This window comes from Streptomyces sp. SS8, from assembly GCF_054072955.1.
On the sequence record NZ_JBSVCZ010000005.1, the window covers coordinates 97,607 to 112,145 of the forward strand.

12 protein-coding genes are annotated in these 14,539 nt (G+C 73.9%); 7 read left to right on the forward strand and 5 right to left on the reverse strand.

Going from position 1 to position 14,539, the window contains the following annotated elements; genetic code table 11:
* Positions 1 to 4: 4 nt before the first annotated feature.
* Positions 5 to 1,300, forward strand: coding sequence for a hypothetical protein (locus ACW69E_RS06975; RefSeq protein ID WP_457497307.1), 1,296 nt, complete (start codon positions 5 to 7; stop codon positions 1,298 to 1,300).
* Positions 1,301 to 1,310: 10 nt separating this feature from the next.
* Here ACW69E_RS06975 and ACW69E_RS06980 read toward each other — a convergent pair whose 3' ends face one another.
* Together ACW69E_RS06980 and ACW69E_RS06985 are read right to left on the reverse strand one after the other, a co-directional pair.
* Positions 1,311 to 2,951, reverse strand: a complete 1,641-nt coding sequence (locus ACW69E_RS06980) for an IS200/IS605 family accessory protein TnpB-related protein (protein ID WP_457497308.1) — start codon at positions 2,949 to 2,951, stop codon at positions 1,311 to 1,313.
* Positions 2,944 to 3,522 (reverse strand): IS607 family transposase, encoded by a 579-nt coding sequence (locus ACW69E_RS06985; protein ID WP_457497309.1) that lies wholly within the window; start codon positions 3,520 to 3,522, stop codon positions 2,944 to 2,946. Before ACW69E_RS06985 ends, ACW69E_RS06980 begins: the two co-directional genes overlap by 8 nt.
* Before the next feature lie 273 nt (positions 3,523 to 3,795).
* On the opposite strand from ACW69E_RS06985, the gene ACW69E_RS06990 reads away from it, so the two are divergent.
* The 3 genes from ACW69E_RS06990 (at position 3,796) to ACW69E_RS07000 (ending at position 5,871) form a co-directional block, all read left to right on the forward strand.
* Positions 3,796 to 4,182: a hypothetical protein gene (locus ACW69E_RS06990; RefSeq protein ID WP_457497310.1), complete on the forward strand. Its 387-nt coding sequence runs from the start codon at positions 3,796 to 3,798 to the stop codon at positions 4,180 to 4,182.
* A 428-nt stretch (positions 4,183 to 4,610) separates the two neighbouring features.
* A complete protein-coding gene (locus tag ACW69E_RS06995) occupies positions 4,611 to 5,069 on the forward strand; it encodes a type II toxin-antitoxin system PemK/MazF family toxin (protein ID WP_457497426.1) in 459 nt (152 codons plus the stop codon).
* An 85-nt stretch (positions 5,070 to 5,154) separates the two neighbouring features.
* Positions 5,155 to 5,871, forward strand: a complete 717-nt coding sequence (locus tag ACW69E_RS07000) for a PIG-L deacetylase family protein (protein ID WP_457497427.1) — start codon at positions 5,155 to 5,157, stop codon at positions 5,869 to 5,871.
* Between the two features lie 48 nt (positions 5,872 to 5,919).
* Here the strand turns inward: ACW69E_RS07000 and ACW69E_RS07005 are convergent, their stop codons facing one another.
* The 3 genes from ACW69E_RS07005 to ACW69E_RS07015 form a co-directional block, all read right to left on the reverse strand.
* A complete protein-coding gene (locus tag ACW69E_RS07005; protein ID WP_457497428.1) occupies positions 5,920 to 7,206 on the reverse strand; it encodes an MFS transporter in 1,287 nt (428 codons plus the stop codon).
* A 213-nt stretch (positions 7,207 to 7,419) separates the two neighbouring features.
* On the reverse strand, positions 7,420 to 7,980 hold the full coding sequence (locus ACW69E_RS07010; RefSeq protein WP_457497311.1) for a methylated-DNA--[protein]-cysteine S-methyltransferase: 561 nt from the start codon (positions 7,978 to 7,980) through the stop codon (positions 7,420 to 7,422).
* A 102-nt stretch (positions 7,981 to 8,082) separates the two neighbouring features.
* Complete coding sequence (locus ACW69E_RS07015) at positions 8,083 to 9,123, reverse strand: glycerophosphodiester phosphodiesterase (RefSeq protein ID WP_457497312.1); 1,041 nt, start codon at positions 9,121 to 9,123, stop codon at positions 8,083 to 8,085.
* Positions 9,124 to 9,349: 226 nt separating this feature from the next.
* On the opposite strand from ACW69E_RS07015, the gene uvrB reads away from it, so the two are divergent.
* The 3 genes from uvrB to ACW69E_RS07030 all read left to right on the forward strand — a co-directional run bounded on the left by uvrB (position 9,350) and on the right by ACW69E_RS07030 (position 14,391).
* Entirely contained in the window at positions 9,350 to 11,506 is a 2,157-nt protein-coding gene (gene uvrB, locus ACW69E_RS07020) for an excinuclease ABC subunit UvrB (RefSeq protein WP_457497313.1), read from the forward strand.
* Between the two features lie 157 nt (positions 11,507 to 11,663).
* On the forward strand, positions 11,664 to 12,242 hold the full coding sequence (locus ACW69E_RS07025) for a TerD family protein (protein ID WP_093848354.1): 579 nt from the start codon (positions 11,664 to 11,666) through the stop codon (positions 12,240 to 12,242).
* 157 nt (positions 12,243 to 12,399) lie between these two features.
* Positions 12,400 to 14,391: a TerD family protein gene (locus ACW69E_RS07030; RefSeq protein WP_457497314.1), complete on the forward strand. Its 1,992-nt coding sequence runs from the start codon at positions 12,400 to 12,402 to the stop codon at positions 14,389 to 14,391.
* Positions 14,392 to 14,539: the final 148 nt, after the last annotated feature.

Consider the following 14,539-nt stretch of genomic DNA (forward strand, 5'->3'; position numbering starts at 1 on the left):
AGCGGTGCCCCCGACTGCCGAGGAGGACCGCATGTTCGGCTGGAGAAGACCCGGAGCCCGTCGGATCACCGGCATCACCACCGCAGTGCTGACCCTGGCGGGGGCGCTGTCCCTGGCCGCCCCGGCGGGGGCCGCCGCCGGCGACCGGCAGGGCGCCGGACCGGAGGCGGCCGTGGCCGAACGCCTCGCCGAACGCGGGCGTGCCGGGGCCGAAGCCGCGTCGGCGCACGACACTACGCGCGTCAACGTCACCCGTGACGCGGGAGGATGGGCCTTCGGCACGGCCGTGCTGGCGACCGAGCCCGGCTCGGAGCGGATGCCCAGGGGCTGGCTGTTCCTGGCCGAGCGACGGGGCGGGGCATGGCGGGTCGCCCTGGAGGGAGAGGAGCGTTTCGCCGAGCTGTCCCGGCGCTCCCCGCTGGTCGAACCCCGGGAGAAACCCCTGTTCGCCGGGCTCGACGGCAGACAGGACAGGCAGGACGGACAGGGCGGTCGGAACAAGGCTCCTGGAGACGGCGGCCCGGGCGACGGCGAGGCCGTCGCGTACGGCGCGGGCGACTACCGCACCGGCATGGCGCTGCCGACGACCGTCGGCGCCAACACGGTCATGACCAGCGGCCCCCACGGCTGGAGTGGCAGCGCGGCGCCGTGGAGCTCGCTGGACTTCGCCGGGGGCGACGAGGTGGTGCGCGCCGCCCGGCAGGGCACGGCCTACACCATGTGCCGGGGCTGGATACGGGTCGTCCACGACCGCGGCTACGCCACCGACTACTACCACCTGTGGAACAACATCAGCACCGACGGCGGCTGGGTCGGCGCCGGCGCGTTTCTGGGCTACACGGGCACGGACGTCACCTGCGGAGGCGCCGCGTACGGCCGCCACGTCCACTTCGGCCTGATCCAGAACGGCTCGTACATCCCGATCGCGGGCCACAACCTGGGCAAGTGGGTGATCTACAACGGCTCCGCCGCCTACCAGGGCTCGGCGATGCACGGAAGCGTACGGGTGGGCGCCGGCGGGACGCTGTACAACTACGGCGCGCTGGGCCTGAACCAGGCCGTGATCGACGCCAACGGGGGCGGTTACGTCAACAGGCGCACCGGTCCCGGCACCGGCTACGCGGTCGCGGGCTCGGCCGCGGACGGAGCCACGGTCACCGTCTCCTGCTCCGCCTCCGGCACCTCGCACACCGGCCGCTACGGCACCACGAGCCTGTGGAACAGACTGAGCGACGGCACCTGGATCAGCGACGCCTATGTGTGGTCGGGCGTCAACGGTCCGGTCAGCGGCTGGTGCTGAGACACCGTTCCTAAGCAGTGTCCAGGAGTGACATCTGATGCCGGCTCCCGGAACTGCACGCATCCCGAACGGTGTTGGATGCGCTGGGTTCCCGCGTTCGCTGTTCCCCGATCCGGCGACGTGCATCGTGTGCACGCTCCGTGACGGGTGGGCGGGTTCCCTCACGCCCTCCGGCTCCCGGTCCGGCCTGGGCGGTCCGATGCCCACGACGATCACTCCGGTCGTCGTGGGGCGGTGCCGTCCGTCGCCGGACCGGGTGCCCGAGGGCGCGTCGCCCGATCGCGATGCCGGCGGCATCGTGACGGGACATCTTCCTGTTCTTCGAGGTGAGGGGCTTGGCCCAGTGCTGAGCTCCCCACATCGACGTGTAAGCCGGATCGACGGCCACGATCGACAGGCCGTGCTCGGCGGCCATCGAGACGAGCCGGGCCTTGAGCCTGCCGGTGGGGATGCCGCAGATGAGTTGCCGGAACCGCTTGCGGCGCCCGTGCTTCTCGCGGGTCTTCTCGGCGGTGAAGTCCAGGTTCTCCAGCCCGATGGTCTTCACCCCGCACCGGCCGGCCCAGTGCAGCAGCCGGCTGATGGCGTGCCGGATCTGGGCGTCTCGGTGGCCGGCCGAGCCGGTGAGGTCGTAGAAGAACCGGCGCGGGTTGCCGATCGGGTTGCCGTGTGGGTCGAGGTGGTAGGCGGCGAGGTGGTCGGCGTTGGTGTCCACACCGATCATGCCCTGAGCGCGGGCGGTGTCCAGCGGAACCGTCCTGACCGCGGGCCGGGTCCACGAGGTGGTCAGGTACCAGCGTCCGCGTTCCACGTCCAGGTGGATGCGGTAGGCCACCGCCTTGTTCTCACTGATGCGGTCGCGCCACTCCCCGCCTCGGTGGGCGAAGGCGACGCGGGAGGCGAGGACGTACCGGCCGTTGCGGGCGTTCGCCAGGTGGGCCAGCGGTGCGGGCAGCTTGAGGGAGACCTCGCCCTCCGGGGTGACGCGGATGGTCTCGTTCCCGTACCGCTTGCCGGACTCGCCGCCGGCGGCGAGGAACCAGCGCTCGGCCTCCCACCGCTTGCGCCACGCGGTCTCGGTGAGCTGGGCGGCTTCGAGGTTGTGACGGTTGCCCAGCAGGCGTCGGCCGCCGCGCACGACGTGCACGACACCGGCCTCACGCTCCGCACGAGCCACATCGAGGCGGTGTTCCAAGGCAGCCAGGCGCCGGGACTTGTGGAACCACTCGCCCCTGGACCGGTATCCGCCGGGGGCTCGCCTGGTGCCCCTCTCCCCGATGGGCTGGGACAGGCGGTGCGTCAGGGTGCGCACACCGGCCTCGAGACCGTGGATGTGGGCGAGCCGGCAGCGCCGGGAGAGCGCCCACTGATCGTGGGTGGCCTTCGTGATCGCCCCGGCCCACCGCGAGGACGAGGAGGCCGTCAGGCCCTGCTTGCGGGCCGCCCACGTGTCCGTAATGTGGTCCAGGCCATCGGCGCACCGGGTCTTGAGGTCTTGGGAGGCCAGGCGCCCCAGGTGTCCGCCGACGAGTCGCAGCACCTTGTCGTCTTCGGTGGTGAGGTGCTTGAGGCGGTCGCGTATCGCCACCCCGGACGGCCCCGGCGCGACGAACGGCGCCTCGATCGGTCGCGGCTTCTTGGGTTCACTCACCGGCGGCCGCCGCCTCCAGGGCCTTGCGGGCGCGGTTCTTCGCGGAGCGACGCCCGTACAGGCGGGCGCAGAACGACGTCAGCACCTCCACCATGTCGCGCACGAGGTCGTCTTCGGCTTCGCCCCCGTCCAGGACCACCAGGCGGCGGCCGGAGGCGGACAGCGCGGCTTCGATCAGTTCGACGTTCATCCGGCCGAGGCGGTCTTTGTGCTCGACCACGACCGTGGTCACCCTCGCATCCGCCAGGAGCCGCTTCGCCTTCGGCCGGCCGCCGTTCATGCCCGACCCGATCTCGGACTCGATACGGACGACCTTGTGGCCGGCCTTCGCCGCCCACGCCGACAACCGGGCGGTCTGCCGCTCCAGATCCGGCTTCTGATCATGGGAGGAGACGCGGGCGTACAGGCCCGCGCCACCGGTCACGGTGGGTGAGGTGTTCGCGTCGATGTTCACCAGGATCGTGCGAGGCCCCACGCGTTCCGCGGGGACCGGCAACGTGCCCTCACGGAACCAGCGGTACGCCGTGCGGGGCGCAATGCCCTGTGCGCGTGCCCATTCCGTCAGGTTCATACGCAGGAACGTATGTCACTCGTGACGCCTGGAGAGCACTCATGGACACTTATTCGAGAGCTGTTCGCAACCCCGCCCGCCGCACCGCCGGAGCGCGGTGCGGCGCGGACGCCCGGCCGCGGTCGTAGACGGCGTACGCCGACAGGGGCCCGGTCGGGGAGACGAACTGACCGACTTTCCCGCGTAGGCGGCCGTATTCACGCACACCGCCGTCGTCACGGTGATCGCGGGGGTACCGTGCGTCGCCGAACGAACGGACTGGAGGCGGGGGTCGTGAGCACGACACGGCGAACGGTCGCGGCCGCACTGGTGGCGACCGGTGTGCTGCTGGGCGGATGCGGTCAGACGGACGGCACCGGGGGGCCGGACGGCGCAGCCGCCGGGGAGGCCGGCGCCGGCGGCCGGTCCCTCCCCGCGGAACTGGTGGGCAGTTGGAGCACCGAGCGGTCCGCCAACTTCGACACGACCGTCTTCAGCTTCTACGAGGACGGCTTCTTCACCCAGGAGGCCGGGACGAGCATGGTCACGGGCCGCTACGAAGTCAGGGACGGCACGCTCGTGACCTTCCCCGAGGAGGGGAAACCGAAGGAGTACACCTGGCGGATGGGGGAGGGCGGCTGCCTGCATCTCGACGGAGTCCGCCACTGCCCCTACTCCTGAGCCCGCGGCCGGTGCGGCTCCCGCGGCCGGCGGTCTCAGTGGGACGCGGGCGGCGGTGGGGGCGGCAGGTGGCCGCACAACCGCGGGCAGACGACCGTCCGTCCGGGCGCCGCGCCGGCCCCGGCGGGCGGGCGGACGGCGTGCTCCTTCCGGGCCGCCGGACGGCACCGCGCCCGCGGGGGGCGCCGGTGGAGGGACCCGTTGAAACAGCAGAGCCGGTGCGGGGACCGGGACAGAAAGCGGGAGGAAGGCAACACGCTCACACCGTATCGGCCCCGGCCCGTTTCCGGGCCCGCCGTGTGAGTACCGGCACACCGGCCCTGCCGCGCACGGGACTTCCGCCGCGGCGGCCGGGCCCCCGGCCGCCGCGGCCGGCGGACCGCGCGGCGGGGGAGCGGCGGCGGTGCCGATAGCGTGAGCCCATGGCGATGGACGAGGTGAGGGCGGCCGACGGGTTCGGGGACGCTCCGGGGAGCGCGGGGCCGACCGCGACGACGCAGGCGCGGGCGGACGAGGTGGGCGCCGTCCGGATGGTCTATGCACCCGATCCGGACGGCGACCCCGACCCCGGCGAGGTCGTCTGGACCTGGGTGCCCTACGAGGAGATGGACGGACGGGGCAAGGACCGGCCCGTCCTGGTCGTGGCGCGCGAGACGACCGGCACCCTGCTGGCCGTCCAGCTCTCCAGCAGGCGGCGGGACGGCGAGCACGACTGGGTGCCGCTCGGCTCCGGCCCCTGGGACCGCTCCGGGCGGGACTCGTGGGCGGACCTGGACCGGGTGCTGCGCGTCCACCCGCGGGGGATGCGGCGCGAGGCGTGCGCGCTGGACCGGGCGAGGTTCAACCGGGTCGCACACAGCCTCCAGCGGCGGTACGGCTGGCGCTGACCCGGCCGCATACTGGCCCGGTACGGCACAACCGGCTCACAGCGCTGCCGCGAAGGAGGCCACCGTGGACGGTCGGCTCAGCCCCATGCCCGAGGACTGGAACCGCGCGCTCGCGATCGTCGCGCACCCCGACGACCTGGAGTACGGCGCCGCCGCCGCGATCGCCCGGTGGACCGCCGCCGGGCGGGAGGTGGCCTATCTGATGGCCACCCGGGGCGAGGCCGGGATCGACACCATGGAGCCCGAGCGGGCGGCACGGGTGCGGGAGGCGGAGCAGCGGGCGAGCGCGGCCGTGGTCGGAGTGGAGGAGGTGGAGTTCCTGGACCACCGGGACGGGGTCGTCGAGGAGGGCGTCGCCCTGCGCCGCGACCTGACCGCCGCGATCCGCCGCCACCGGCCCGAACTGCTCATCACCCTCAACCACCACGAGACCTGGGGCGGCGTCAACTGGAACACCCCCGACCACCGGGCCGTCGGCCGCGCGGTGCTGGACGCGGCCGGGGACGCGGGCAACCGCTGGATCTTCACCGACCTGGCGGACCGGGGCCTGGAGCCGTGGGACGGGGTGCGCTGGGTGGCGGTCGCGGGATCGCCGCGGCCGACGCACGCCGTGGAGGTGGCGCGGGAGGACGTGGACCGGGCCGTCGCCTCCCTCGCCGAGCACCGCGCCTACATCGGGGCGCTCAGCGACAAGGAGCCCGCCGAGTACGCCCGCGAGTTCGTCACCGGCGTGATGGACATGCTCGCCGAACAGACCGGCGGGCGGCGGGCCGTGGCCTTCCAGGTGTACCCCAGGGGGTGACCGCGGGGCCCGGCCCGCGCGCCGCGGTGGTGCGGCGGGCCCGGGGCGTCACCGGCCGTCCGGGGCCGGCGGGCGGAGCCTCAGGCGCAGGGCGAGTGCGACGACCGGCAGGAGCAGGGCCGCCCCCATCGCGTTGAGCCAGCCGTAGCCCGCCTGCGCGACGACCAGGCCGGCGAGCGCGCCGCCCGCTCCGGCCGCGGCGTTCATGGACAGGTCGGACAGCCCCTGGACGGCCGCGCGGGCGCTGTGCGGCACCGAGTCGGTGAGCAGCGTGGAACCGCCCACCAGCCCCGCCGACCAGCCCAGCCCGAGGAGGAACAGGCCCGTGGCGCTCAGGACGTGGTCGCCGTCCGCCGTACCGGCGACCAGCGCCGCGCACGCCAGCACCGCGACGCCGGCCAGGATGACGGAGATCCGGCCGATCCGGTCGCACAGCCAGCCCATCAGCGGGGAGAAGGCGTACATGCCCGCGATGTGGATGCTGATGACCAGACCGATCAGCTCGATGCCGGCGCCGTGGTGGCCGAGGTCGACCGGGGTCATCACCATGATCGAGACCATGGTGGCGTGGGAGGCCGCGACGGCCACCAGGGCCAGCCGGGCCCGCGGCGAGGCCGCCACGGCACGGAGCCCGGCGCGCAGCGAGCGGCTCTCGGCGGACTCCGGCGCGTGCCCGTCGGCGGCGGCCAGGGCGCGGGCGGTGAGCAGGGGGTCCGGCCGCAGCAGGACGAACACCAGCGCCGCGGCCAGCAGGAAGACGCCCGCGCCCCACAGGAACGGGCCCGCCGCCTCGGGGATGCCCAGTCCCTCGACGCTCCGCCCGGCCGGGGCGGCGATGTTCGGACCGAGGACGGCGCCGACGGTGGTGGCCCACACCACCGTGGAGATGGCCCGTCCGCGGTGGGCGGGCTCGGCCAGGTCGGCGGCGGCGAAGCGGGCCTGGAGGTTGGCGGCGGAGCCCGCGCCGAAGGCCGCCGTGCCCAGCAGCAGGAGGGGGAAACTGCCCAGGACGGCGGCGAGCACCACCACGCCCCCGCCCGCCGCTCCGACCAGATAGCCCAGGGTGAGGCCCGCGCGGCGGCCGCGCGCGGCGGTCAGGGCGGCGAACGGCAGGGACAGCACGGCCGTGCCCAGGACCGACGACGTCATCGCCAGACCGGCCAGCCCTTCGGAACCGCTGACGTCCTCGGCCAGCACGGCGGCCAGCGCGATGCCCGTGGCCACACCCAGCCCGCCCAGGATCTGGCCCGCCACGAGTACGGCGGTGGTACGGCGGCGCAGCGCGGCCAGGTCGGCCGCGCGGGGGACCGCGGCGGTGCCGCGGGGGCCGGGTATGCCGGGGAGGCCGTCAGCGGCGTCGGCGGTTTGGGAGGTGTCCTTCACGAAAGGGCAGTCTGCCAGCCGGAGGCGGCCGGGGGAGGCCCGCGGGGACACACGGGAAGCGAGGTTCGCCACAGGGGGAACCGGGGCGGGAGCCTCCGCTCCGGACCCCGGACCCCGGACCCCGGATCGCGGACCCGGCCCGGTGCGGGAAGACCGTGGGACGGCTCAGAACAGGGGCGCCGGAAGGATCCCCTCCAGCGCGAGCAACGTCCGCTTGGTCTCCAGTCCGCCGCCGAATCCGCCCAGCCCGCCGCCGCTCTCCACCACCCGGTGGCACGGAACCACGACCGGCAGCGGGTTGGAGCCCATGGCGACGCCCACCGCGCGTGCCGCGCCCGGCTCGCCGACGCGGTCGGCCAGGGTCTGGTAGCCGACGGTGCTGCCGTAGGGCACGGAGCCGGCCAGTGCCCGCAGCACCCGCTCGTTGAACCCGGAGGTCAGAGACCAGTCCAGGGGCAGGGAGAACTCCCGCAGACCGCCGCTGAAGTACGCCTCCAGCTCCCGGGCCGCTTCGGTCAGGACCGGATCGTCCCCGCCGGGGGCCGGCTCGGCGCCCAGCCGTGCGGCCAGCCGGGCCAGGCACCGGCGCACCGTCCGCTCCCCGGCGTGGAAGACGACGGTCACCAGCCCCCGTCCGGTCGCCGCGAGCAGCAGCGGGCCGACCGGGGTGTCCCGTACGGTCCAGGCCGTGGCCGTGGCCGCGCTTCCGGCCGGTGTCTCGGTCATGGGGCGAGTCTACGGAAACGGCCCCCGCCGCGGGCCGGTGTGCGGACGCGGCCCGCGGCGGGTCCTGCTGCGGGCCCGGCGTTGGGCCCGGCGGTGGGCCGGTCAGGCGGCGGGGAAGGCGACCCCCGCTTCACGCACCGCCTCCCGCGCTTCCTCCATCGCCTCCTCCAGTTCCTCTCCCGGCTCCTCCTCCCGGGACTCCTGCCGCGCTTCCTCGCGGGCCGCCTCCGGCGAGTCCTCCCGCCCGCCGTCCCGGGCGGCGTCCCCGGCACCGGACCGGGTGGCGTCCCGGACGACGTCCGGGTAGTTGGAGATGATCCCGTCCACGCCCATGGCCGCGACCCGGCGGGCCGCCTCCGCGCTGTTCACCGTCCAGGTGAAGACCTCCAGCGGCTTGCCGTGGGGGCCCTTCAGGGCCTGGACCCGCCGCACGTACTCCCCGGTCAGGGTGGTGTGGGGCGGGTTGATCTGGTCGCTGAACCGCGCGTACAGCGGCAGCTCCTCCACGGCGGGGGTGCCCAGGAAGCCGGTCCTGACGGCCGGCGCCTGCTCGTGCACGGCCCGCACCGAGTCGGCCCCGAAGCTCTGGATGATCAGCTTGCTCCGTACGTGCCGCCGGTCCAGCCAGCCCTCGCCGCGCAGTTCGCCCAGGATGTCGGCCTCGATACCCGGGTAGAGCTCGGGCCGCTTGATCTCCAGCAGCAGGTTCTGGCCGGTACGGTCCAGATGCCGCAGGTACTGCTCCAGGGTGGGCACCCGCTCGCCCGCGTACAGCGGGTCGAACCAGCTTCCCGCGTCCAGCTGCGCGATCTCGGCGGCGGTGAAGTCCGCCACCCTCCAGGGCGCGCGGTCGGGGAAGACCTCCTCGACGTCCGTGGTGCGGCTCAGGGTGGCGTCGTGCATCACGACGAGTTCGCCGTCCCTGGTGCGCTGCACGTCGTTCTCCACCCACTTGACGCCCAGGGCACGGGCGGCGTCGACGGCGGCCAGGGTGTTCTCGGGCGCGTAACCGGAGGCGCCGCGGTGCGCGACGGGGACGGGGGCCTCCGCCATCGGTGCGGCCTGGGCGGGGACGGCTGACAGGACGAGCGCGCAGAGGCCGGCGAGTGAACCGGTGACGGTGGCAGCGGGGCGTAGGGGCACGGGGGACTCCTCACGTCTTCGGTGCACTGACCCCAGAAGCATTCCGGCATCGGCGGCCGGTTACATGGGCGGGAAGTGGACAGAACCTGAACGCTTCAGGGAAACCCCTCGCCGGTGGCCGGACGCGGCCGTGCTCCGGCCGTGCTCCGGGCGTACTCCGGCCGCGTTCCGGGCGGGGTCCGGAAGCCGTCCCCGGTTGTCAGTCGGGGGACGTAACGTGGTGGACATGCGGCCCCAGACCCAGATCGAACGCAGGACGGCGCCCTTCGAGGTCGTCAGTCCCTACCAGCCCAGCGGCGACCAGCCGGCGGCCATCGACGAGCTGGCCAGGCGCGTCACGGCAGGCGAGAAGGACGTCGTCCTGCTGGGCGCGACCGGCACCGGCAAGTCGGCGACCACCGCGTGGATGATCGAGAGGCTCCAGCGGCCGACTCTGGTGATGGCGCCGAACAAGACGCTCGCGGCCCAGCTCGCCAACGAGTTCCGCGAGCTCCTGCCGAACAACGCCGTCGAGTACTTCGTGTCGTACTACGACTACTACCAGCCCGAGGCCTACGTTCCGCAGACGGACACCTACATCGAGAAGGACTCCTCCATCAACGAGGAGGTCGAGCGGCTGCGCCACAGCGCGACGAACTCGCTGCTCACCCGGCGCGACGTCGTCGTGGTCGCCTCCGTCTCGTGCATCTACGGCCTGGGCACACCGCAGGAGTACGTCGACCGGATGGTGCCGCTGAGGGTCGGCGAGGAGTTCGACCGGGACGCGCTGCTGCGCCGCTTCGTCGACATCCAGTACACCCGCAACGACATGGCGTTCACCCGCGGCACCTTCCGGGTGCGCGGCGACACGGTCGAGATCTTCCCCGTCTACGAGGAGCTGGCCGTCCGCATCGAGATGTTCGGTGACGAGATCGAGGCCCTCTCCACGCTCCACCCCCTCACCGGCGAGGTCGTCTCCGAGGACCGGGAGCTGTTCGTCTTCCCCGCCTCCCACTACGTCGCGGGCCCCGAGCGCATGGAGCGGGCCATCGCGGGGATCGAGGCGGAGCTGGAGGAGACCCTGGCCCGCATGGAGAAGCAGGGCAAGCTTCTGGAGGCGCAGCGGCTGCGGATGCGGACGACGTACGACATCGAGATGATGCGGCAGATCGGCACCTGCTCCGGCATCGAGAACTACTCGCTGCACATCGACGGCCGCGGGAAGGGCTCCCCGCCGCACACCCTGCTCGACTACTTCCCCGACGACTTCCTGCTGGTCATCGACGAGTCCCACGTCACCGTCCCGCAGATCGGCGCCATGTACGAGGGCGACGCCTCGCGGAAGCGGACCCTGGTCGACCACGGCTTCCGGCTGCCGTCCGCGATGGACAACCGCCCGCTGAAGTGGGAGGAGTTCCTGGAGCGCATCGGGCAGACGGTCTACCTGTCGGCCACCCCGGGGCAGTACGAGCTGTCGCGCTCGGACGGCGTGGTGGAGCAGATCATCCGCCCCACCGGCCTGGTCGACCCGGAGGTCGTGGTCAAGCCCACCGAGGGCCAGATCGACGACCTGGTGCACGAGATCCGCACCCGCACCGAGAGGGACGAGCGCGTCCTGGTCACCACGCTGACCAAGAAGATGGCCGAGGACCTGACCGACTACTTCCTGGAGCTGGGCATCCAGGTCCGCTACCTGCACAGCGACGTGGACACCCTGCGCCGGGTGGAGCTGCTGCGCGAGCTGCGCGCCGGCGAGTACGACGTGCTGGTCGGCATCAACCTGCTGCGTGAGGGCCTGGACCTGCCGGAGGTCTCGCTGGTGGCCATCCTCGACGCCGACAAGGAGGGCTTCCTGCGCTCGGGCACCTCCCTGATCCAGACCATCGGCCGCGCGGCGCGCAACGTCTCGGGCCAGGTGCACATGTACGCCGACAAGATCACCCCGTCGATGGCCAAGGCCATCGACGAGACCAACCGGCGCCGGGCCAAGCAGATCGCCTACAACGAGGCGAACGGCATCGACCCGCAGCCCCTGCGCAAGAAGATCGGCGACATCGTGGCGACGATCGCCCGCGAGGAGGTCGACACCCGGGAGCTGCTGGACAGCGGCTACCGCAAGGCCGGTGCGGGAGAGGAGCGCCGGGCCAAGGCCCCGGTGCCCGACCTCGGCCGCGCGGCGGGCGCGGACGGGGACCGCGCACGGGGCGGGGCGGGCAAGGGCCGGCCCACCGACCGGCCCACCGACCGGCCCGCCGCCGAACTCGCCGAACTCATCGAGGAGATGACCGAGCGTATGCGGGCCGCTGCGGCCGAGCTGAAGTTCGAGGTGGCCGCCCGGCTGCGCGACGAGGTCGGCGAACTGAAGAAGGAACTGAGGCAGATGAAGGAGGCGGGCCTGCGGTGACGTGAGGGCGATGCGGGGCGGCGGAGCGCGGGCGAGTGTTGCAGGAACGACACAAAGCCCACCCGTCCCGTCCGCGCCGCCGACGGCGGTGCGTAGGGTTCGTGGCAGTCGCCTCATGCGGCGGCCGATCGCAATGGCTGGAAAGAGGGGAACGCACGTGACGGTCAACTTGTCCAAGGGGCAGGCGGTCAGCCTGCAGAAGTCCGACGGGGGCACCCTGACCGCGGTGCGGATGGGGCTCGGCTGGCAGGCGGCTCCCCGCCGGGGTCTGTTCGGCCGCCGCACCCAGGAGATCGACCTGGACGCCTCGGCCGTGCTCTTCGCCGGGCAGCAGCCCGTGGACGTCGTCTTCTTCCGCCATCTGGTGAGCGACGACGGCTCCGTGCGGCACACCGGCGACAACCTCGTCGGCGGCGCCGGGCAGGGAGGCGACGACGAGGCGATCCTGGTGGACCTCCAGCGGGTCCCGGTCCACATCGACCAGATCGTCTTCACCGTGAACTCCTTCACCGGCCAGACCTTCGCCGAGGTGCAGAACGCCTTCTGCCGGCTGGTGGACGAGACGAACGGTCAGGAACTGGCTCGCTACACCCTCACCGGCGGGGGCCGGCACACCGCGCAGATCATGGCTAAGGTCCACCGCCAGGGCGAGGGCTGGCAGATGACCGCCCTGGGCACCGAGGCCAACGGCCGCACCTTCCAGGACCTGATGCCCTCGATCACCCCCCTGCTGTAGGAGGGGCGAGCGGCCGCGGGGAGGCCACGGGGGGTGAGGGGTTCGCGGTGCCGCGTCCGTCCGGGTTCCGTCCGGGGCCGGGCCGGGAGTCCCCGGCGGGGTGAGGCACCGGCCCGCGGCGGAGCACAGCGGAACACACGCAGGAGGGGGCGCGGCGATGGCGGCCGAACTGGTCCGGGGACAGAACCACCCACTGCCCGGGAGCCGTCTGGAGGTCCGGGTGTCGGCGGGAGGGCCGGTCGTCGCCGGGGCGACGCTGGGCGACGAGGCCGGACGGCTGCGCGAGCCGGGCTGGGTCGCCCACCCCGGCTCTCCCCGGCTGCCCGGACTGGAGGTCTCCCGGCAGGCCGCCGCCGACCACCGGATCGCGGTGGACCTGGAAGCGCTCCCGAAGGCCGTACACCGGGTCAGCGTGCTGCTCGCCCTGCCCGCCGGGGCCGGCGGGCCGCTCTCCTTCGGGGCGCTGGCCGCCCCCGTCGTGGCCGTCACCGGCCCGGACGGCACCGAGGTCGCCGGTTACACCGTCACCGGGCTCGGCGCCGAGTCCGCCGTCGTCGCGGTGGAGCTCTACCGCCGGCAGGGCGCCTGGAAGGTACGCGCGGTCGGCCAGGGCTACGCGGGCGGGCTCGCGGCCATGCTGGAGGACCAGGGACTGCCCCGGGCGCGCGAGGTGGCCGCCGCCGTGGAGGAGGCCGTCGCCCCGGGCGCGGCCCGTGCCGCGGCGCCGCCGGCCCGCACCGGGGGCGGGGGGCGGGGCCTGCGTACCGCGCCGGCCGGCAGGCCGGACACCGCACCGGAGACGCTCCCGGACACGTCGCCGGAAGCCGCCACGGCGCTCCGGCCCGCTCCCGCGGGGCCGTCCGCACCGCCCGCGTCCGCCGCCCCGGGGCCGGTGGACTACCGTCACCCCCGCCGCGCGCCCCGTACGGCGGCCGGGCCGCCGCCCTCCGCGGCGCCCTCCGCACCGGCGGAGTCCTCCGCACCGGCGGGGTCCTCCGCCCGGCCCGGAACGCCGGACCGGCCCGTGGCGGGCGACGGACCGGGATGGAGCATGGAGGAGCGGCTCCACAACCAGATCTGGGGCATGTTCGAGGACCTGGCCCGTACCACCGCCGCCTACCGCGGCGCGGTCGACTTCGCCGACTCGCGCATGGAGCGGGAACTGGACGAGGTGCTGGCCGACCCGCGCTCCAGGCTCGGCCCGGGCGCGGACGCCGCCCGCGCCCGGGCCGGGGAGCGCCGCGCCGAGCTCGTCGGCCGGGCCCGGGCCGCCCTCGAGCGCGATCTCGCCCAGCTCACCGCCGAGTCCGAGGTCGTCGAGCCGGCCCTGCCGCCCGCCTTCGCCCGCTGGGACAGCCCCGTCTGGGACGCCTACCGGGTGCCCGCCCAGGCGCCGATGGCAGTGCGCCTGGGCGACCTCGGCCTTCCCGAGCACAGCGGCCTGCGCATCCCCATGCTGGTGCGGCTGCCCCTGGAACGGGGGCTGTGGATCGATGCCGGGCGCACCTCTTCGGCCGCCTCCCTCACGGCCGACCCGCACCGAAGGCGCCGCCTGGCCGGCGAGCTCGCCACCGCCGTCGCCGGCCGGCTGCTCGCCGTCCACCCGGCCGGCGATCTCACCGTGCACGTGCTCGACCCCACCGGCGCCGCGGCGTCCGCCCTGGCCCCGCTGACGGAGTCCGGCGCGCTGCGCGAGCCGCCCGTCACGGGCCCGCGGGGCGTCGCCCCGGTGCTCGCCGGGCTGACCCGCCGCGTCGAGCTGGTGCGGATGGCGGTGCGCACCCGCGCCACCGACGCGCTTCCGCCGGACGTGGATCTGGCCGGGCAGTTGCTGATCGTCCACGACTTCCCGCACGGTTTCGACGACCACGCCGTCAACCGGCTGCGCTACCTCGCGGACGAGGGGCCGTCCGCCGGGGTCCATCTGATGATGGTCGCCGACCGGGAGGAGGCGCGGGAGTACGGACCCGTGCTCGACCCGCTGTGGCGGTCACTGCTGCGGATCACCCCCGTGCCCGACGACCACCTCGCCGACCCCTGGGTCGGCCACGCGTGGACGTACGAGCCGCCGCTGGTGCCGGCCGGCAGCACGGTCCTGTCCAGGGTGCTGGGGCAGGTGGCCGAGACCCGCCGGCGGCACGGGCGCTGACGGGGCTGACGGGGGCCGAGCCGCGGCCGCCCCCTTCTGCTTTGCCTTTTCTTGGCTCTGCTTTACCCTTCCTTGAGCGGAGGGGAGTACTCCCGTATGCGGTGTTCCCGTCAGTACGGGCCGGGTGTGACCGGCCCCGGGGCACCGG